The 18,631-nt window shown below is 32.9% G+C and carries 26 protein-coding genes; 10 read left to right on the forward strand and 16 right to left on the reverse strand.

Features of this window, described 5'->3' with window-relative positions; genetic code table 11:
- Positions 1 to 29: 29 nt before the first annotated feature.
- From ABD941_RS06825 to metG, 10 genes are all read right to left on the reverse strand, one after another.
- Entirely contained in the window at positions 30 to 221 is a 192-nt protein-coding gene (locus ABD941_RS06825) for a hypothetical protein (protein WP_345273328.1), read from the reverse strand.
- Positions 222 to 266: 45 nt separating this feature from the next.
- Positions 267 to 785, reverse strand: coding sequence for a ferritin (locus tag ABD941_RS06830; protein WP_345273330.1), 519 nt, complete (start codon positions 783 to 785; stop codon positions 267 to 269).
- Positions 786 to 908: 123 nt separating this feature from the next.
- On the reverse strand, positions 909 to 1,295 hold the full coding sequence (locus ABD941_RS06835) for a cupredoxin domain-containing protein (protein ID WP_345273331.1): 387 nt from the start codon (positions 1,293 to 1,295) through the stop codon (positions 909 to 911).
- 56 nt (positions 1,296 to 1,351) lie between these two features.
- Positions 1,352 to 1,720, reverse strand: coding sequence for a SnoaL-like domain-containing protein (locus tag ABD941_RS06840; RefSeq protein WP_345273332.1), 369 nt, complete (start codon positions 1,718 to 1,720; stop codon positions 1,352 to 1,354).
- Positions 1,721 to 1,751: 31 nt separating this feature from the next.
- A complete protein-coding gene (locus ABD941_RS06845; protein ID WP_345273334.1) occupies positions 1,752 to 2,300 on the reverse strand; it encodes a carboxymuconolactone decarboxylase family protein in 549 nt (182 codons plus the stop codon).
- 105 nt (positions 2,301 to 2,405) lie between these two features.
- On the reverse strand, positions 2,406 to 2,597 hold the full coding sequence (locus ABD941_RS06850) for a hypothetical protein (protein ID WP_345273335.1): 192 nt from the start codon (positions 2,595 to 2,597) through the stop codon (positions 2,406 to 2,408).
- Between the two features lie 91 nt (positions 2,598 to 2,688).
- Positions 2,689 to 3,531: an AraC family transcriptional regulator gene (locus ABD941_RS06855; RefSeq protein WP_345273336.1), complete on the reverse strand. Its 843-nt coding sequence runs from the start codon at positions 3,529 to 3,531 to the stop codon at positions 2,689 to 2,691.
- Positions 3,532 to 3,628: 97 nt separating this feature from the next.
- Complete coding sequence (locus ABD941_RS06860; protein WP_345273337.1) at positions 3,629 to 4,333, reverse strand: YiaD family glycine zipper/OmpA-like lipoprotein; 705 nt, start codon at positions 4,331 to 4,333, stop codon at positions 3,629 to 3,631.
- A gap of 7 nt (positions 4,334 to 4,340) precedes the next feature.
- Positions 4,341 to 4,808, reverse strand: coding sequence for a lipocalin family protein (locus ABD941_RS06865; RefSeq protein WP_345273338.1), 468 nt, complete (start codon positions 4,806 to 4,808; stop codon positions 4,341 to 4,343).
- Positions 4,809 to 5,012: 204 nt separating this feature from the next.
- Positions 5,013 to 7,073 carry a methionine--tRNA ligase gene (metG, locus tag ABD941_RS06870; protein WP_345273340.1) on the reverse strand — a complete coding sequence of 687 codons (2,061 nt, stop codon included), beginning with the start codon at positions 7,071 to 7,073 and terminating at the stop codon, positions 5,013 to 5,015.
- A 71-nt stretch (positions 7,074 to 7,144) separates the two neighbouring features.
- On the opposite strand from metG, the gene ABD941_RS06875 reads away from it, so the two are divergent.
- Positions 7,145 to 8,161, forward strand: coding sequence for a S66 peptidase family protein (locus tag ABD941_RS06875; protein ID WP_345273341.1), 1,017 nt, complete (start codon positions 7,145 to 7,147; stop codon positions 8,159 to 8,161).
- Between the two features lie 190 nt (positions 8,162 to 8,351).
- Positions 8,352 to 8,588 carry a hypothetical protein gene (locus ABD941_RS06880; RefSeq protein ID WP_345273342.1) on the forward strand — a complete coding sequence of 79 codons (237 nt, stop codon included), beginning with the start codon at positions 8,352 to 8,354 and terminating at the stop codon, positions 8,586 to 8,588.
- Positions 8,589 to 8,660: 72 nt separating this feature from the next.
- On the opposite strand, the gene ABD941_RS06885 is transcribed toward ABD941_RS06880, so the two are convergent.
- Positions 8,661 to 9,113, reverse strand: coding sequence for a DUF1569 domain-containing protein (locus ABD941_RS06885; RefSeq protein ID WP_425557101.1), 453 nt, complete (start codon positions 9,111 to 9,113; stop codon positions 8,661 to 8,663).
- 106 nt (positions 9,114 to 9,219) lie between these two features.
- On the reverse strand, positions 9,220 to 9,996 hold the full coding sequence (locus ABD941_RS06890) for a TerB family tellurite resistance protein (RefSeq protein ID WP_345273344.1): 777 nt from the start codon (positions 9,994 to 9,996) through the stop codon (positions 9,220 to 9,222).
- 136 nt (positions 9,997 to 10,132) lie between these two features.
- On the opposite strand from ABD941_RS06890, the gene ABD941_RS06895 reads away from it, so the two are divergent.
- From ABD941_RS06895 to ABD941_RS06920, 6 genes are all read left to right on the forward strand, one after another.
- Positions 10,133 to 10,543, forward strand: a complete 411-nt coding sequence (locus ABD941_RS06895) for a BrxA/BrxB family bacilliredoxin (protein WP_345273345.1) — start codon at positions 10,133 to 10,135, stop codon at positions 10,541 to 10,543.
- Positions 10,544 to 10,686: 143 nt separating this feature from the next.
- On the forward strand, positions 10,687 to 11,082 hold the full coding sequence (locus tag ABD941_RS06900) for a hypothetical protein (protein WP_345273346.1): 396 nt from the start codon (positions 10,687 to 10,689) through the stop codon (positions 11,080 to 11,082).
- A 129-nt stretch (positions 11,083 to 11,211) separates the two neighbouring features.
- Positions 11,212 to 11,949 (forward strand): lysophospholipid acyltransferase family protein, encoded by a 738-nt coding sequence (locus tag ABD941_RS06905; RefSeq protein WP_345273347.1) that lies wholly within the window; start codon positions 11,212 to 11,214, stop codon positions 11,947 to 11,949.
- A 6-nt stretch (positions 11,950 to 11,955) separates the two neighbouring features.
- Positions 11,956 to 12,954: an acyl-ACP desaturase gene (locus ABD941_RS06910; RefSeq protein ID WP_345273349.1), complete on the forward strand. Its 999-nt coding sequence runs from the start codon at positions 11,956 to 11,958 to the stop codon at positions 12,952 to 12,954.
- A 15-nt stretch (positions 12,955 to 12,969) separates the two neighbouring features.
- A complete protein-coding gene (locus tag ABD941_RS06915; RefSeq protein WP_345273350.1) occupies positions 12,970 to 13,308 on the forward strand; it encodes an avidin-fold protein in 339 nt (112 codons plus the stop codon).
- 63 nt (positions 13,309 to 13,371) lie between these two features.
- On the forward strand, positions 13,372 to 14,028 hold the full coding sequence (locus ABD941_RS06920; RefSeq protein WP_425557094.1) for an HD domain-containing protein: 657 nt from the start codon (positions 13,372 to 13,374) through the stop codon (positions 14,026 to 14,028).
- Between the two features lie 29 nt (positions 14,029 to 14,057).
- Here ABD941_RS06920 and ABD941_RS06925 read toward each other — a convergent pair whose 3' ends face one another.
- Complete coding sequence (locus ABD941_RS06925) at positions 14,058 to 14,231, reverse strand: hypothetical protein (protein WP_345273351.1); 174 nt, start codon at positions 14,229 to 14,231, stop codon at positions 14,058 to 14,060.
- A 10-nt stretch (positions 14,232 to 14,241) separates the two neighbouring features.
- The gene (locus ABD941_RS06930; protein ID WP_345273352.1) at positions 14,242 to 15,114 is read right to left on the reverse strand and encodes an AraC family transcriptional regulator; all 873 of its coding nucleotides are present in this window, start codon (positions 15,112 to 15,114) and stop codon (positions 14,242 to 14,244) included.
- Positions 15,115 to 15,318: 204 nt separating this feature from the next.
- On the opposite strand from ABD941_RS06930, the gene ABD941_RS06935 reads away from it, so the two are divergent.
- Both ABD941_RS06935 and ABD941_RS06940 read left to right on the forward strand, forming a co-directional pair.
- Positions 15,319 to 15,555, forward strand: a complete 237-nt coding sequence (locus ABD941_RS06935; RefSeq protein ID WP_345273353.1) for a hypothetical protein — start codon at positions 15,319 to 15,321, stop codon at positions 15,553 to 15,555.
- Between the two features lie 285 nt (positions 15,556 to 15,840).
- Positions 15,841 to 16,428, forward strand: coding sequence for a hypothetical protein (locus ABD941_RS06940; RefSeq protein ID WP_345273354.1), 588 nt, complete (start codon positions 15,841 to 15,843; stop codon positions 16,426 to 16,428).
- 53 nt (positions 16,429 to 16,481) lie between these two features.
- Here ABD941_RS06940 and ABD941_RS06945 read toward each other — a convergent pair whose 3' ends face one another.
- Both ABD941_RS06945 and ABD941_RS06950 read right to left on the reverse strand, forming a co-directional pair.
- Positions 16,482 to 17,555 (reverse strand): PA0069 family radical SAM protein, encoded by a 1,074-nt coding sequence (locus ABD941_RS06945; RefSeq protein ID WP_345273356.1) that lies wholly within the window; start codon positions 17,553 to 17,555, stop codon positions 16,482 to 16,484.
- A gap of 260 nt (positions 17,556 to 17,815) precedes the next feature.
- Positions 17,816 to 18,598: an enoyl-CoA hydratase/isomerase family protein gene (locus ABD941_RS06950; RefSeq protein ID WP_345273357.1), complete on the reverse strand. Its 783-nt coding sequence runs from the start codon at positions 18,596 to 18,598 to the stop codon at positions 17,816 to 17,818.
- Positions 18,599 to 18,631: the final 33 nt, after the last annotated feature.

Here is an 18,631-nt window from a genome sequence, read left to right on the forward strand (position 1 = left end):
CAGGTCTCGATTTTTATCTTTATCGAATGTTATGCCACTTTCTTAATCAAATCAAAACAAGGGCATTTTTTACACCGCTTATTTTCGCCTTTTTTAAATTTTTTACAGCAACTTGTTTTTACTTTATTAGGAACATCTATTCCTAATTTTCGTAATTTTTTTATTGCTTTCTTTTTCTTCTTTTTACCCACTACAGAACTATAAAATCTAAACTCTGGCAAAAATAAGTTATTTTTATTAAATCTAAATAAGCTTAACTGTTAAAATTATTGAGGTGTGTTTGTAGCTGCCGTAGTAACGGTTAGGTTTTCAATATCTCTATCAAATAAATACAAACCGCCTTTATCATCGCCAATCAGGTTAATCTTGTCCAGAATGGTACGTGCTACAGCTTCTTCCTCAATTTGTTCGGCTACATACCATTGCAAAAAATTATGGGTGGCATAGTCTTTTTCTTGAAGGCTTATATGTACTAATTCATTTATACTTTGAGAGACATAAACTTCATGGTCGAATAGTTTTTCGAACATTTCCTTGAACGATTTAAAAATGACGTTGGGCTCTTTTAGCTGTGAGATTTTAGCGTGTCCGCCACGTTCATTTACAAACTTAATCAATTTTAACATGTGTTCGCGTTCTTCATCAGATTGTGCATACATGAAATTAGAAACGCCTTCTAACCCTTTTACCTCAGCCCAACAGGCCATTGCTAAATATATTTGAGATGATTCTGCCTCAATTCTTATCTGATTATTTAATGCTTTTTCTATTGTTTTTGATAACATAATATTCCTTTTTGTAAAGTTACAGATTTCTCCAAATTCATAACAATACATTTTAGTTTTTTTAAAAACAAAAAAAGGCTATCCTTAAAAAGAATAGCCTTAATTACTATCAATCAAACTAAACTACTGAACTGTTAGTGTATATTGTGGTGTTGGGTTTAATGGGCAGAAATACACATATTCGCCTTTTGCTAATGTTGTTGCATTAGTTTTTTCTGTTTTACCCTCTTTAACAACTGTTGTTACATAAGCTGTTTTAATATGGTTTTCTGGTTTACTAGCATCTTTTCCTTTTGGTACTAAAACTAAGCCTACTTCATTTGCAGCATGGTTATTTGACACTTCAAATACATAAGTCCCTTCACTTACTGTAATGGCTTTTTGAACAAATTCTCCTTTTGTTTGTTCTAAAGCAATCGTTTTTACTGCTTTATCCATCATGCTGTCTTGTGCATTTGAGTTGAATGCGAATGCTAATACGATTACTAAAATTGATACTACTTTTTTCATTGTTTTAAATTTTATGAGCTTTTTGCTCGGATTTATTGATTTGATTATTACTATTATTATGCGTGGTAATAGCGTTCGTTAATTATCTTGCCATCTTTCCACTGGGTTCTATTTACTTGTTCGAATTTGTGATGTTGTCCATCATTGGTTTTAAACTCCATTATAGCTTCATAATATGAGAAGTCTCCTGTTACTGCCACATTATTCATTTCGTATCTATAAAATTCCACTACGGTTGCTAATAATTCTTTTTCTGCCGCTATACAAACGTCTTTACCCACTTTAGGTTCTCCGTTTGCTTCTTGTAAGATGACATCGTCTGCTAAATATTTATCCATTGCTTCTAGAAATTGTCCTTTCCCTAGTAATTCTTTAAGATCGATTAACGCGTCTTCAATTTTTGTTGTTTCTGTGATTGTTCTCATTTTTTTGATTTTATAAATGATTATCTTTTATCTATACGGTTGTTGTTTCTAATGGTTGAGCTTCTGGAAAATCTACAGGAATTTCTGTTGTGTTATTAATATAATTTGAAATGGTTTTATCTCCAACTAAAGAAATTACATCAATTAGGTTTCCTTTTGTATATCCAACATTAAAGAAGTTTTCTAAAACATCAGAATCTGTTCTTCCTCTATTTTCTGTAACATTTTTTGCTAATCTTGCTAAAGCATCTTGCTTTTTATCAAAAGATGCATAACCAGCTCTTAATTCTAAGATTTGATCATCATTAAAACCGTTCATTTTTCCTATTGCTGTATGGGCTGACAAACAATACACACAATTGTTAACTTGGCTTACTGCTAAGTTTACAACCTCTCTTTCTTTAGCTGATAAAGATGTTTTAGCGTTTGAAAATGTCAAATAATTTTCTAAAGCGGTATCACTATGTGCATATGTTGCATATAAGTTAGGTACGAATCCTAAGGCTTTGTTTAAATTATCGAAAATAGCTTGGTTATTTTCGCTTACTTGGTCTCTGGTAGGAACATTAAATGTGCTCATAATTTTAATTTTTTAAGTGTTTATTATTTTTAATCTGATTTGTTTTTGTCGGTACAAAGATGCGATGCTTGTATAGGTTATACTATGTTGGTTATTCCTTTTAACTTACCAATTTTTCCTTTGTTGATTTAATCCTATTGTATTGGATGTTACATGCGGACGTTCTGCATCACAATAGAAATCGGATATATGGTTTTGCTCACAATGTGTTTTAGGTGAAATCGTGTTTAGCACCTCTTTTCTTTTTCCTCTGAATATTTCAATTAAATTGAAAATAGATATATGCTTTAAATTCATGACTTTGTTGTTTTAATTGTTCGGTACAAAGATGAATCAGAAAAGTGTGAAATAGAATGGTGGAATTGCCTATTGGCTTATCAATTTTTCCCTAAGATGCTTTTTTAAGTTGTTTTCTGAAGTCTGAAGGTGATAGGTTTGTCTGTTTTTTGAATAACCGGCTTAAATGAGAGGCTTCTTCAAAACCAACTTCGTGTGCTATTTCTTTAGCTGTTTTGTCAGTATAGATTAATAAGCGCTTTGCTTCAAGAATAATACGTTCGTGAATAATTTGTAACGGACTTGTATTTAATTTGGCAAAGGTGTTTGATAAGGTTTTGGGTGATTTAAATAATCTATCTGCATAATACGACACGCTATGTTCGGTTTTAAAATGCGATTCTACCAACATATTGAATTCTCGTAGTAAATATATCTTGGTGTTTTTGGCGGTTTCTACAAAACCTTCTTTTGCTTTTAATAAACGTGTACTTATTATAATAAAACGTGCCATAAGCATACGCAACATTTCTGCTTGTATGGTGTCTTTAGTTTCTAATTCGTCTAAAAACACCTCGTGAAGTATATTTAGTTTTCGATGTTCTTTTTCATCTAATTCAATTATTGGAATGTGCACATTTCCAAAAAACAACAGTCCCGCACAACTTACTTCTTGGTCATGGTCTTTTATGCAATAAAACTCACGGTTAAATTGATAGACAACTAAATTTTTTCCTTTTATAAATTGAAAATACTGAACGGTTGTTAATGCTAGAATACTATTTGGCTCTAAGGTATATGGAATACTGTCTACTACTATTTCCGCTCTAGAATTATTGGTTCTTATAAAGGTGTATAAATCGGGATGCTTTGTTGTTTTATAGGATTCTAGAAGTTCTTCATTCCCTATTTTTAAAATGGCATTGGTAGAAAACTCTGTAAATGTTTTTTGCATTTGGGTTTAGTCCGTTAACTCTCTTAAACATTACATTTAAAAAAACAAAAACCTGTTTAATTTCTTAAACAGGTTTTAAAATTTGAATTAATCCTTACTAATTACCAGCTTCTCGCTTGGCATCTTCTATCATGTCATCATTTGGCACAATAACAATATTTACACGTCTGTTTTTTGCACGTCCTTCTGCTGTAGAATTATCATTAATAGGCTTTGTTTCTCCAAACCAGTTCGTGTTTAAACGTCCTGAACTAATGCCATTCTGCTTTAAGTGATTTGTAACAGATTCGGCTCTATTTTTAGAAAGTGTCATATTATAATCGGCAGCACCAACACTATCTGTATGACCTATTACCAATATATTGGTGTCTGGATTTTCTTTAAAAATTGCAATTAATTTGTTTAAGGTTGCTTCGGAAGCTGAATTAATATTGTATTTATTAGTCGCAAAATACACCCCACTACCATCTTCAAAGGTTACTACAATACCATCATCAACACGCTCTACTTGTGCGCCTGGTAGTTCTTCTTCAATTTCTTGTGCCTGCTTATCCATTTTATTTCCAATAAGTATCCCTGCGCCACCACCAATAACACCACCAATAACAGCACCTAATTCACCATTGCCACCTTTACCAACATTATTGCCAATAATAGCACCCAATATAGCGCCTCCAGTTGCTCCTATAACGGCTCCTTTTTGTTTGTTATTTGCATTTTGCACTGATTTACAGTTCGTAAAACTAGCAGTTAAAACTAAAGCTAAAACGATTGTTCCTATTTTATTTATACGTGTATTCATAATTTTATTATTTATTAAAGTTCATTGAAATTGTAAAAGGCTTACCATCTACGGATACGGTTTGTTGCCATTGCATTACACTATCTGACAACGATGTTAAACGCAATCTAAACCCTTGATTGCTTTCCGATTTATACTTGTTATTCGTTGGCTTTAATAAAAAGTCGTAAAGTCCGGTTTCTAGGTCGATTTCTTGAATGGTAAACACAAAATGACGCTCTCCAGTACTACAATCGGTACTATTAATAGTATAAATACCGGTATTATTATTCGGAACAAATTGCCAAGTACTGCCTTCAAAACATGCTTTTGAAACATCGTTTAACAAGGTAACATTATAGGTTCCTGATTTATCATAAGTTATAGAATTTAAAGTCCAGTCGCCTTTAATGACTTTTTTTGATGTTCTTACTGTTTTGGACGCTCCACATGAAGCTAGACTAATGGCTAGTAACAAAATAATTGCTTTTCTCATAAGTGTAAATTTGATTAATAACTAAGATATTTACGGGTTAAAAGTTGTTTTTAGATGTTTTAATCGTATAGTTTATCTGAAAATATTTTAGTGATTACTATTTCCAAGAATGAGACACTTATTAATTAAAAGGGTCACCTTTCTTTAAAAAATTCTTTGTAAAACCTTGTAGTATTTAAATATCTGAATAATCTCTAACACCATTTAACTAATCTGCAGCCCATTCCCAACTTTAGTATCATCTGGATTTACAAACACCAATTTACCATCAGGTGTCTCAGTCATTAAAATCATACCTTGACTCTCCACACCGCGTAAAGCTCTAGGTGCTAAGTTTACTAAAACGGTAACGCGCTTACCAATAACGTCTTCAGCAGTAAAACTTTCTGCTATACCAGATACAATGGTCCGTACATCAATACCTGTATCGACTTTTAAAACCAATAACTTTTTGGTTTTTGGCATTTTTTTAGCTTCTAGAATAGTCCCAACTCGAATATCTAATTTTGTGAAATCTTCAAAAGCTATGGTTTCTTTTTGAGGTTCAACAACTTTGTTTGTCGCTTCGTTTGCTTTTTTACTGGCTTCTAATTTATCGAGTTGCTTTTGGATGGTTTCATCTTCAACTTTAGAAAATAACAGTTCTGCTTTTCCTATTTGATGGTTTGCAGGAAGTAACGTTTCTTTAGTTGAAACCTCATTCCAAGACGTTTCGACTGCGCTCGACGTGATATTGATAATCTTTTTTAATTTGGCAGAAGTAAACGGTAAAAACGGTTCGCTTAACGTTGCCAATGCCGATGCTATTTGAAGGGCTACATACATAATGGTTTTTGTACGTGCTTCATCAACTTTAATAACTTTCCAAGGTTCGGCATCTGCTAAATATTTATTCCCTAAACGTGCTAAATTCATTAATTCCTGTCCCGCTTCTCTAAAACGATACCGTTCAATAGAACTTGCTATAACATCTGGATATGCTTTTATAGCTGCCAAAGCATCATTATCTACTTGTAAAAAATCAGATGGCTGTGGCACAATACCCTCGTAATATTTATTCGTTAATACCGCCACACGGTTAATAAAGTTTCCAAAAACGGCAACAAGTTCGTTATTATTTCTGGCTTGAAAATCTTTCCAAGTAAAATCGTTATCCTTTGTTTCTGGTGCATTTGCTGTTAACACATAGCGTAATACATCTTGTTGACCTGGAAATTCTTCTAAATATTCTGGCAACCAAACGGCCCAATTTTTTGAAGTTGATAATTTATTACCTTCTAAATTTAAAAATTCATTGGCAGGCACATTTTCCGGTAACACATAAGACCCTTCGGCTTTTAGCATGGCTGGGAAAATAATGCAATGGAATACAATATTATCTTTTCCTATAAAATGCACCAGTTTGGTGTCTTTATCTTTCCAATACGGTCCCCAATCTTTACCTTCGCGTGCTGCCCATTCTTTGGTAGATGAAATGTAACCTATTGGCGCATCAAACCAAACATAAAGTACTTTTCCTTCACCACCTTCTGCAGGCACTGGAATCCCCCAGTCTAAATCTCTAGTAACTGCTCGTGGACGCAAACCATCATCAATCCAAGATTTACATTGTCCATAAACATTCGGTTTCCAATCTTTTTTATGGTCTTCTAATATCCATTTTTTTAAAAAGGCTTCGTGCTTATCTAAAGGTAAAAACCAGTGTTTCGTTTGTTTTAATGTTGGTATATTTCCTGTTATGGCCGATTTTGGATTTATTAAATCGGTACCATTATGGCTGGTTCCGCAGTTTTCACATTGGTCGCCATAGCTTTCTTCGTTTCCACATTTAGGACAAGTCCCAATAACAAAACGATCTGCTAAAAACTGATTGGCTTCTGCATCGTATAACTGTTCTGAGGTTTCTTCAATAAACTCACCTTTTTCATTTAAGGTTTTAAAGAATTCAGATGCGGTTTCATGATGGATTGGTGCTGATGTTCGGGAATAGTTATCATAAGTAATCCCAAAATCTTCAAACGATTTTTTTATGATTGCATGGTACTTATCAACTATATCTTGCGGTGAAACGCCTTCATTTTTTGCTTTAATAGTAATAGGTACACCATGCTCATCACTTCCGCCAATAAAAACTACATCGTTTCCTGTTAAGCGTAAATAACGTGCATAAATATCGGCTGGCACATAAACCCCTGCTAAATGCCCAATATGGATAGGTCCGTTAGTATATGGAAGTGCTGTGGTAATAGTGTATCTTTTCGGCATTGTTATATCTTTTGAAGCCACAAAAGTAATCAATTAGAGACCGATTTAGAAAAAAAATGTACATTTACATTATGTCAAAAAACCTACTAACAATAAGCTTACTATGTGCTGTTTTTTTCTTCGGAAAAAAGACTGTTTCAGCACAAAACATTGTAAACGAAAAACAAAACATCACTTTGAAACAACCACCATACTTAAAAGCAGGCGATACCGTTGCTATTGTTGCGCCTTCAGGAATCTTAAAAAGTAAAATAGGCGAAGTACAACAAGCCCAAGCTTTGCTAAAACGTTGGGGATTGCACACGATAGTAGGGAAACATGTATTTAATCAGGCTGATCATTTTGCTGGCACGGACAATGAACGTTGTGAGGATTTACAAAATGCTTTGGACAACCCTAAAATTAGTGCCATTTGGTGCGCTCGTGGCGGTTATGGTACGGTTAGAATTTTAGATAAATTAGATTATTCAAAGTTTAAACAACATCCTAAATGGCTTATTGGGTTTTCTGATATTACTGCACTTCACAATCAAATTCATAATGAAGGGGTTGAAAGCTTACACGCCATAATTTGTGTGAGTTTACCTAAAGATGAAACTGAAATAAAAGCTAGTATTTCTACATTTAAAAATGCCCTTTTCGGAAACCCTTTAAGTTATACTTTAAAAGGTTCCATGTACAATAAAGCAGGTACAGCTTCAGGACAATTGGTCGGCGGTAATTTAACGGTGCTACATACCATGTTAGGCTCAAAAACTAGTATTGATACCTCTGGAAAAATAGTGTTTATTGAAGAAATTGGTGAGTATAAATACCATATTGACCGTATGCTACAAAGTCTAAAACGTGCTGGATATTTTGATACTTGCAAAGGTGTTATTGTTGGCGATATGAGCAAAATACGTAAAAACACCACGCTTTGGGGAGCGTCCATCGAGCAACTGATTCTAGATGCTTTGGCAGAATATGATTTTCCCATAGCATTTAACATGCCTGCCGGACACGAAAAGGACAATCGAGCTTTAATTTTGGGTAGAACCATTGAGCTAACTGTAAGCAACAAGGAGTCTTTAGTCATTTTTAAGTAAACGAGTACTACGTTATAGTTTAACTACACGTATAAATATAGATGTCATTTCGTCGAATAAATTTACTTTTCGTAGTTCACCTAGTCACTTTAACAATAAATAATGCACTATTAACCATTTTTTTTAAGAGTAATTAAAATATGCTATAATCTTGTGTGTAATTATTACATAACCTTAAAAACACCCCAAAATGAAAAAATTACAATTACTATTCGTAGCTATAACGCTTTTGTTTTCTGTTAATGCAAAAGCAGATGACACTATTAACTCAAGTTTAGATTTAAACAATCCAGATGTTCGTAAATGTCTATTAGAGGCTACACAAAGTGAAGGCTGGACATTGGAATCATTATATTTAGATTCTGAAAAAAAAGTTGTTATGATCTTTGGAAAAGAAAACGAAACTAGAGTATATAAGAGTAAATAATTCGTATATCCTATACTCTATTTTAAAACCAGCTATGCATTTAAGTTTAGCTGGTTTTTTATTTAAATTTATTTAGACTCCAAACTGACTTAAGTGATGATCTAAATGTTTATAAAACATTGTATTCCATTCCTTTTTAGTCAATATTCCAAAAGAGTGGGATTCCATACCATCAAAATAATCTTCGCCTAAACTTTGAGATTTTTTTAAGTAATCTGTTAATCTCGCTTTTTCTTCTACAAAGTTTCTAGCGTTTGTAATTAAAAACTGTGGTGCTGTTTTACTATTCTTTTTATAGGGTTTGCCTCCTACAACCTTGCTTTTAACAAATAGTTTTAACATAAACTTAATTAACCCATTTGGTTTTGGATGCTTATTATCATAAACCATTTCGTAAGTTACATTGCAGTGTGCTAACATTTGGTCGGCACTCATTTTCCCCCATATTGGCCTAGTTGTGGGCGTTAATTCATTAATCCTATCAATAACTGTTTCTGTTTCTTTAACGTCAAATATATTTTTTATAATCATAAGATTGATGCGTTTAAAAAATGATGTGCAATTTATTTATTTTCTTGATAAGAATTATAAAGCCATTAAATAAAAAAGTGATTTTTTTTCTTCTCAGGAATTAAAACTCACGTTCCTTCTGAATCTGTTCATAAGCCGCTTGTACTTGTCTAAACTTTTCTTCAGCTCCTTTTTGGTGTTCTTTACCTAAATGAATGACTTTGTCCGGATGGTATTTTTTAGCCATTTTTCGATAGGCTTTTTTAATCTCATCAACCGCAGCACTTTTCTCTATTTCTAAAACTTTATAGGCATTGTCGCTACTATTATAAAACATAGCTTTTATACTCTCATAATCTCTAGAACTAATCCCTAAATAGCCAGCTATTGTATAAATTTGTTTGACTTCGTCTTTGGTTACAACACCATCGGCTTTGGCTATACCAAATAAAAAGTGCATGAGTTGCAAACGTGATGGATGATCCATCATTTGGCGTATTTGCAAACATACTGGTCTTACTGAAACATTTTGCTTACTTATGTTTTTAAACAATTTAAAAGCATGATTGGCACGTTCCTTACCATACATGTTCAAAAACTGTTGACGCACAAAGTCCAATTCACTTTGATCTTGTTTTCCATCGGCTTTTATAACTACAGAAGCTAGAATCAATAAACTCACTTCAAAATCGCCAGATTGGGTTTCAGGGCGTTGCCTGGGTTGTGTTCTATAAGTAGGCCTACTTCCTCTGTTAGATTGTCCTTGTCCCAAAAATGGATTATCCTTCCCATTAGACATAGCATCAACAACACTTCCTAATGCTAATCCAATTATGGCCCCTATAGGACCTCCAAACGACCAGCCTAACGAGGCTCCTATCCATTTTGAAAAACTCATGTAAGTTATAGATTTTAATTATGACCAAATATAATATTTGTTAGTTGATTCCATTACAATTTTGTTACACAATTAATATCTTTGCATACCGATATCTATCGGAACTAAAAATTGTTAATTATTAAAATTTAAAAATATGTATCCAGCAGAATTAGTAAAACCCATGCGAGAAGATTTAACAAACGTTGGTTTTGAAGAGTTACAAACTGCCGAGGCTGTTGATGCGGCTTTAGCTAAAACAGGCACTACCCTTGTGGTTGTAAATTCAGTTTGTGGATGTGCAGCAGCTAATGCCCGCCCAGGTGCTAGAACGAGTTTACAAAATGCAAAACGTCCAGATTATATAACAACAGTTTTTGCAGGTGTTGATAAAGAAGCGGTCGATGCGGCTCGTGGTTATATGGTTCCATTTCCTCCAAGCTCACCATGTATGGCCTTGTTTAAGGATGGCGAATTGGTACACATGCTAGAGCGTCATCACATTGAAGGTCGTCCTGCTGAATTAATTGCAGAAAACCTTGTTGATGCTTATAACCAGCATTGTTAAAAAACCTCAGACCTGATCTCTCTTGACAAAAGAAAGCAGGGAATATTGATTTAAAAAATTAAGCCACGATTTAATCGTGGTTTTTTTATGTGCTTTACGCAACTTTTTTTAATTACACCATCCAATAAATAAATTAAAGCCTGATGAAAATCAGCTATATAGCTGTTTTATTTTTAATATGTTTAAGCTTTGTTGCTTTTCAATGCGATGAAGACCATTTGAATCTAACTTTTGACGAAGAACAAGCCAAATTAAATGTTCTAAAATCTCAAATTGAAGATTTAGCAAGCACTTCTACTTGCAATGAAGCTTCAGAATGTAAATTTATTGGGCTAGGAAGGAAATCTTGTGGAGGTCTATGGAATTATTTGGTATATTCTACTTCTATTGATACCGAAGCTCTTAAAAGTTTAGTTGAAATTTACAATCAAAAAGAAAAGGAATTCAATACAAAATGGGGAATCGCATCCGATTGTGCTGTAACTAACCCACCAACTAGCATAAATTGCAAAAATAACGTTTGCGTTGCTGTGTATTAATACATGTGCTTAAATCAAGTATATTTTTAGTTTTTATAATTGCTCTTTGCCTTGTCAAAGAAAAAAATAACTGCTTCTAAATTCCCGAAAACGTACTTGATTTAAGTATAGTTTATTTATTTTTGGGGCATGATTAAACTCTTATCATATCCACTAACAGCTATTTATAGCTTTACATTTTTTTTAACTATACTTATATTCCACCCCATACAAGCCTTTTGTTATCGTGTTTTTGGCTATCCAGCACTTAAAAAAAGTGTGGATTTATTACAGTTTTTCTTAATGCGTTGTTTGAATATTCTAGGTACGCGATTTACTTTTGATAATCCGCATAACATTAGTACCGATCAACCCCTTATTATTGTAGCAAATCATCAAAGCATGTATGACATCTCACCCATTATGTGGTATATGCGCAAGCATCATCCTAAATTTATTAGTAAAATGGAGTTAGGAAAAGGCATTCCTAGTGTGTCTTATAACTTACGCCACGGCGGTTCGGTTTTAATCGACAGAAAAAACCCGAGACAATCCTTACCTGCTATCATGAAATTTGGTGAATATATAGAGAATACCAAACGTGCAGCTGTAATTTTTCCAGAAGGTACAAGAAGTAAAGATGGCACGCCAAAGCCTTTTCAAACAAAAGGATTAGAAATTTTACTCAAAAAAATACCATCAGCATTGGTGGTTCCTATTACCATAAATAACTCATGGAAAACGTTGCGCTATGGAAAATTCCCAATGGGTTTAGGAACTCATATTAAATTTACTGTGCATAAGCCTATAAAAGTTAGTACCTTTGTTAATAAACAAGACCTAATTAATAGTATTGAAACCACTATTACACAACATATAAAAGCCTAAAAAAAAATGTCGTTAAAGAATAAGAGATTTGAAGTCATGCAGTTTTTGGAAAAAGACATTGACACTTTAGTTGAAAAATATTTAATTCCTGTTGAGAAAATATGGCAACCCTCAGATTTTTTACCAGATTCTGAAACGAATGAGGCTAACTTTTTTGAGGATGTAAAAGAAATTAGAGCATTAGCCAAAGAATTACCATATGATTTTTGGGTAGTTTTAGTTGGCGATATGATTACAGAAGAGGCTTTACCAACTTATGAATCGTGGTTAATGGATGTTGAAGGTGTTGATCAAGTAAATGGCAATAATGGTTGGGCAAAATGGGTACGTCAATGGACTGCCGAAGAAAACCGTCATGGTGATGTGCTTAATAAATACCTATATCTTTCAGGACGTGTAAATATGCGTGAAATTGAAATTACTACACAACATTTAATTGCGGATGGTTTTGATATTGGAACCGATAGAGATCCTTATAAAAATTTTGTTTACACCAGTTTTCAAGAACTAGCCACTTATGTATCTCATAATCGCGTAGCTAAATTGGCCAAAGATAAAGGCAATAAGCGTTTATCTAAAATGTGTAAAATCATTTCTGGTGATGAAATGAGGCATCATCATGCATATTCAGAATTTGTAGAACGTATTTTTGAGGTAGACCCTAGTCAAATGATGATGGCTTTTCATTATATGATGAAACAAAAAATAACAATGCCAGCCCATTTTTTAAGAGAAACTGGTGGTAAAATCGGTTCAGCTTTCGAAGAATTCTCAAACACTGCACAACGTATTGGTGTATATACTTCTATGGATTATATTGAAATTTTAGAAAAACTAATTACACGTTGGGAAATTGATAAAATTGGGAACCTTAATGAAGAAGCTGAAAAAGCTAGAGATTATTTAATGAAACTTCCCTCAAGAATGACGCGTATTGCTGAACGTATGAAAATTCCAGAAAACTCATTTCAATTTAAATGGGTAGAACCTGCAATTATAAAATAAATCGTTTGCTTTTAGTTGATAAACTATAACAACAAAATATTCAAACCTGTATTAACTTCAAGGAATAGTGAAGTATCCATTTCTACTATTTTTGAATATAAACAAAATAATAATATTTTAACCTGTAGTTATAGTGATCATCATATTATTTCCGGTCATCTTATAGGCTTAGTAGAAGATAACGGTAACATTAATATGCAATACCATCAAATTAATAAAAAAGGCGAACTGATGACTGGTATTTGCCATTCTAAACCAGAAATAATGCCAAATGGAAAAATACGCCTTCATGAAAGTTGGCAATGGACTTCAGGCGATAAATCTAAAGGAACATCTGTTCTAGAAGAAATCTAATTTTTTAAAACAAAAGCGCCTCGAATTCCTTTCTAAATCGAAAGGAATTTTTATTTTTATATTATGATACCTTCCGATGAAATAATAACCCAAACCAAAACATTCGTAAAAAAAACCCTTGCTCATGCTGAAGGTGGTCACGATTGGTTTCATATTGAACGGGTTTATAAAAATTCACTTTTAATCGCTAAAACAGAACAGGTTGATATACTCATCGTTTCGCTTGGTGCATTATTACACGATATTGCAGATAGCAAATTTCATAATGGCAATGAAACTGTAGGGCCAAGAATAGCGCGCGAGTTTTTATTCCATTTGAATGTTGATTCTACTATTATCGAACATGTTGTAAATATTATTGAAAACATTTCTTTTAAAGGCGGTAACGAGGCTCAAAAATTCAAATCGGTAGAACTAGATGTCGTACAAGATGCCGACCGATTAGATGCTATTGGCGCCATTGGCATTGCGCGTTGTTTTAATTATGGTGGTTTTAAAAATAGACCGCTTTATAATCCTGATATTAAACCCAAGCTTAATATGACTAAAGCGGAATATAAAGCATCAACAGCACCAACCATTAATCATTTTTACGAAAAATTGCTACTATTAAAGGATAGAATGAATACTAAAACAGGAAAACAGATTGCTTTAGAAAGGCATCATTACATGCAAGGGTTTTTAGACCAATTTTATACAGAATGGAACGGCGAAAAATAAGGTTTATAATTATTTTATTTCTAAAGTAATTAATTCTCCAGTGCAACTTGTAATGCTGTGATTTTATATTCTAAAATAGCCAGTTCTTCGCCATTTTCAATAATCTGGTCCGTTTTAAGATCATTGCTGTTGTTAACAAAATCCTTAATTTCATTTCTTTTTTTAAAGTAATACTCTAATGTTTCAGTAATTTTAGCATCCATAAGTTATAGTTTATTGTATTATTAGCTTAATTTCTTTTCTGTATTGTGAGGCACTTTTACCTGTAATATCATTAAACTGCTTATTAAAATGCGAAAAGTTATTAAATCCACATTCAAAACAAATATCCGCAATACTCATTTGGCTTTCATTTAAAAGCTTGGTAGCATGCACCACTCTATATTCATTTACCATTTGCGTAAAGGTTTTTCCTGTTGTTTTTTTAAAATAACGACAAAATGCAGGAACAGTCATACTTACCTCATCAGCAATATCATCTAAAGGAATATGTTCTTTAAAATTAGCATTTACGTATTTATATATCGCATCAATTTTATTACTGTCTTGCGGACTTGTCTCTAAGGCAATACCATCAGCATTTAGCAAGGTGTAATCCTCAGTTGTAGCCAAATGGTTTAAAATTTCTAAAAATTTCAACACACGTTTTAAACCATCTTGTTCTAAAAGCTTTTCAATTTTTCGTCCTATCTTCTTTTTGGTATCAACTTTAAAACGGATTCCTTTTTTAGCCCTTTCAAATAATGATACAATATTGGCCATTTCAGGAACATTAAGAAAATCATTGCCTAAAAAATCAGGTTTAAATTGCACTATCGTTTCTGTACCGTTGGCCGTTAGCCTATCTGTAAATCCATTATGAGGCAAATTTGCACCTATTAATATGAGTTGACTATTGTTAAAATATGATAAATGGTTGCCAATATGTGTTTTACCTTGTCCTTTATTGATATAAACAAGTTCTAGTTCTGGATGAAAATGCCAAAAGGCATTATTCTTATCTGCTTCTTTTCCGTGTTGTTTGATTAGTATAGAACTACCAAAACTCGGGGTAAGCTTTTCTAGAGTAGGTTTTTTAATAATCATTAAAGCTATTTTAATACAAATTTACTGTTTATTATGCATACATTATATATTCAATTACCACAAATGTATGCTATTTTAACTTAACGTGTAGTTAACATTCATTTAACAGATAATTTAGCATATAAATTGATTAAAATTGCTGTTTTTCAAAGACGTGTTTTCCTGTAATTTTGTTATTGAATAATTTTAAAATTTATTTTTATTATGTATTTAACTCAAAAAAGCAGTAAATGGAACAAATATTATGGTCCCAGTGGGATTTTAGTATTAGCGGCCGATACTACAAAAGTGGTTAAAACAAAATTAATCAATTCGGTATCAGACCTTATTAAAACGTACAGGAAATACTATAATTTATATAATGTTTTTATAGTATATCCGAACCAAATGGTTTACACCAACTTAGATTGGACAGAAAAAACAAGATTAAAAAAAGAATAACATTTAAAAAAACAGAAAAATAATTATTACTCTTAAAAAGAGTTACCGTATTCATTAGTAATTTAATGTCTTATTTAGTTTAGTTTAGTTGTAAGTGGGCTGTGGTGGCCCACTTTTTTTGTGGCCTATTTTTTAATGTATTCGTTCTAAATAATGTATATCATCTTACCTAAAATTGATGCAAAATTGACAAGCAAAATAACATATAAATGCATTAATATCAATGTTTTACATACTAAAATTCGATTCTATATTTGCTGTGTTGAACGTTATAAAAACCAAATCATGAAAAACGCAATTAAAACATCCAAAAAAATCCTATTAACGGTAGCTATGCTAATCGCAATGTTAGGTAACGCAAATGAAATTTCTATTAATGGCGATGTTGAAAAAACAGCATTGACAATTAATAATGTTAAGGAAGGAAACTTAATATCCATTAAAGATCAAAACGGTATTATTTTATACAAAGAACTCATTAAAGCTTCTGGGAATTATGAGAAAAACTTTGACTTAACCGCTTTACCAAATGGTAATTATTTTTTCGAATTAGACAAGGATTTAGAAATTAAAACCATTCCTTTTACTGTTGAGTCTAACAACGTTATTTTTAAAAAGGAAGAAGAAGTTGTAACCTTTAAACCTTATGTAAACCAAAAAAAGGGTCTGGTTCTTGTTTCTAAACTAGCTCCAAATTTAGAGTCTTTATCCATTAATATTTATGCTCAAACAAATACAGGATTAAAACCAGTATACAATGAGACTATTAAAGGAGAGCGCACTATAGAACGTGTTTATAAATTAAACAAAGGATCATATTTAATAGTATTTAATTCTAACGGACGAACGTTTGAAGAATTCATTAAAAACTAATTTAATATTTTATTTACTTTAATTGAAAGTGGGTCGTTATGACCCACTTTTTTTTAAAACAATTTTAATTGCCCGTCTTTGAATTGTTCATGCAAACCGCCATTTAATCTAGGCATCCTTTTGTCTTTAAAATACTTTTGTCTTGCCAATTTTACAAGATTATGGATTTGCTCTGCAATTTTACCTTCACCACGCATTCTTGTGCCGTGACGCGAATCGTTTAAAGTACCCCCATGGCAACTTTCTATTTGACGCAAGACTTTGTCTGCTCTATCGGGCAAGGTTTTTTTAATCCAATCTGAAAATATTTCCCCAATCGCACCATTAAGCCTAACCAGTGTATGCCCAATTGATAAAGCGCCATGTTCTGAAGCTGATTTTGCCAAAGGCAGAATTTCATGGCTATTTATTGATGGAATAATGGGTGCTAGCATCACATTAACTGGAATTCCGTTTTCGCTTAATGTTTTTACTGTTTCTAAACGTTTTTTTATGCTTGCTGTTCTGGGTTCCAAAATACGCCTAGTAGTTTCGGATAATGAGGTAATGGAAATATTAACAACTATTAGATTGTCTTTTGCTAATGCTTTTACAAGTTCCAAATCACGCAGAATTAAGGCGTTTTTGGTTATTATAGCTACTGGGTGTTTATATTTTAAAAACACTTCTAAACATTGTTGCGTAATTTTAAATTGCTTTTCGGCTGGCTGGTAACAATCGGTGTTTCCAGACATAACAATGGGTTGCGCTTTCCAACTTTTCTTTTTTAATTGGGCCTCAAGAAGTTTTGGAGCATCCTTTTTTACTAATATGCGGCGTTCAAAATCCAAGCCTGCACTATAGCCCCAGAATTCGTGAGAATTTCTGGCATAACAGTATATACAACCATGCTCGCAGCCTTGATACATGTTCATGGAATATAACATCCCTACATCTGGGCTTGTCACTTTGTTTACTATGGTTTTTGGGAAAACTGGCAAGTACAATGTTTTGTTTTTATCAGCTTGCTCACCTTCTTTATGGCAGAATTCTAGAAAATCGTCACGCATTTCATGACTGAGTTCAAAAAAACGATTGTGTACATTACGCTGTGCGCCACGTCCTTTTATGGCAGATTTTGGGTTCATTATAGTATAATTATAGGTTGAATGCTTTAAAGTCCCGATAGCTATCGGGATTTAAAATTACTTATAATTTGTATTGAAAACTGTTAAAAGAAAATGGGTTATTAACAAACTTGGTAAACAAGATTAAACTCTAAGTATAATCAACTTGACTTTGTAAAAAAAATTCAACTACCTTCATTTAACGTCGTATATAAGTTATTTAAACAACGCATATCCGAAAAAGTTAAACGAAACATTAAAAACAGTTTAAATACAAAGTTCTATTCCCCAGGAAAATTAGCTTTACGCTTTTCTAAAAAGGCTGAAGTCCCTTCTTCAAAATCATCGGTTCCAAAACAGTTTCCGAATTCTTGTATTTCAACATCAAAACCGTTTACACCATCTTTAAAATTAGCATTTATCGCTTTTATAGCCGCGCCAATAGCCACTGAAGAATTCCGTGCTATTTTGTTTGCTATTTTTTCGCAAAGCGGCAATAACTCATCAAGAGTGGTTACATGGTTTACTAAACCATAATTTAAAGCTTGATTGGCATCAATCATCCCAGCCGTCATAATCAGTTCCATAGCGCGACCTTTGCCAATTAGTTGTGGTAAACGCTGTGTACCTCCGTAACCAGGTATAACGCCCAACGACACTTCAGGTAAGCCTAATTTAGCATTATCGCTTGCGACTCTAAAATGGCATGCCATGGCCAATTCTAGTCCGCCGCCAAGCGCAAAACCATTAACTGCTGCTATAACTGGTGTGGATAGGTTTTCTACAAAATCGAATAACAATTTTTGTCCTTTTTTGGCTAGTTTTCCACCTTGTTTAACATTGTAATCTGCAAATTCGCTAATATCAGCTCCGGCTACAAATGCTTTTTCGCCGCTTCCGGTTACGATAATAACTTTAGTGTTTTTATCTTTATTTGCGGCATCAAACGCTTCGTGTAACTCTTGAATAGTGTCTTTATTTAAAGCGTTTAATTTATTTGGGCGGTTTATGGTTATGGTAGTTATACCATTATTTTCTTTGGAAAGTATGTTATTGTAATTCATCTATTTGTTATGTTATAGACCTTTCGATTGCGC

This window comes from Flaviramulus aquimarinus (assembly GCF_039543205.1).
GTDB classification, from domain to species: domain Bacteria; phylum Bacteroidota; class Bacteroidia; order Flavobacteriales; family Flavobacteriaceae; genus Flaviramulus_B; species Flaviramulus_B aquimarinus.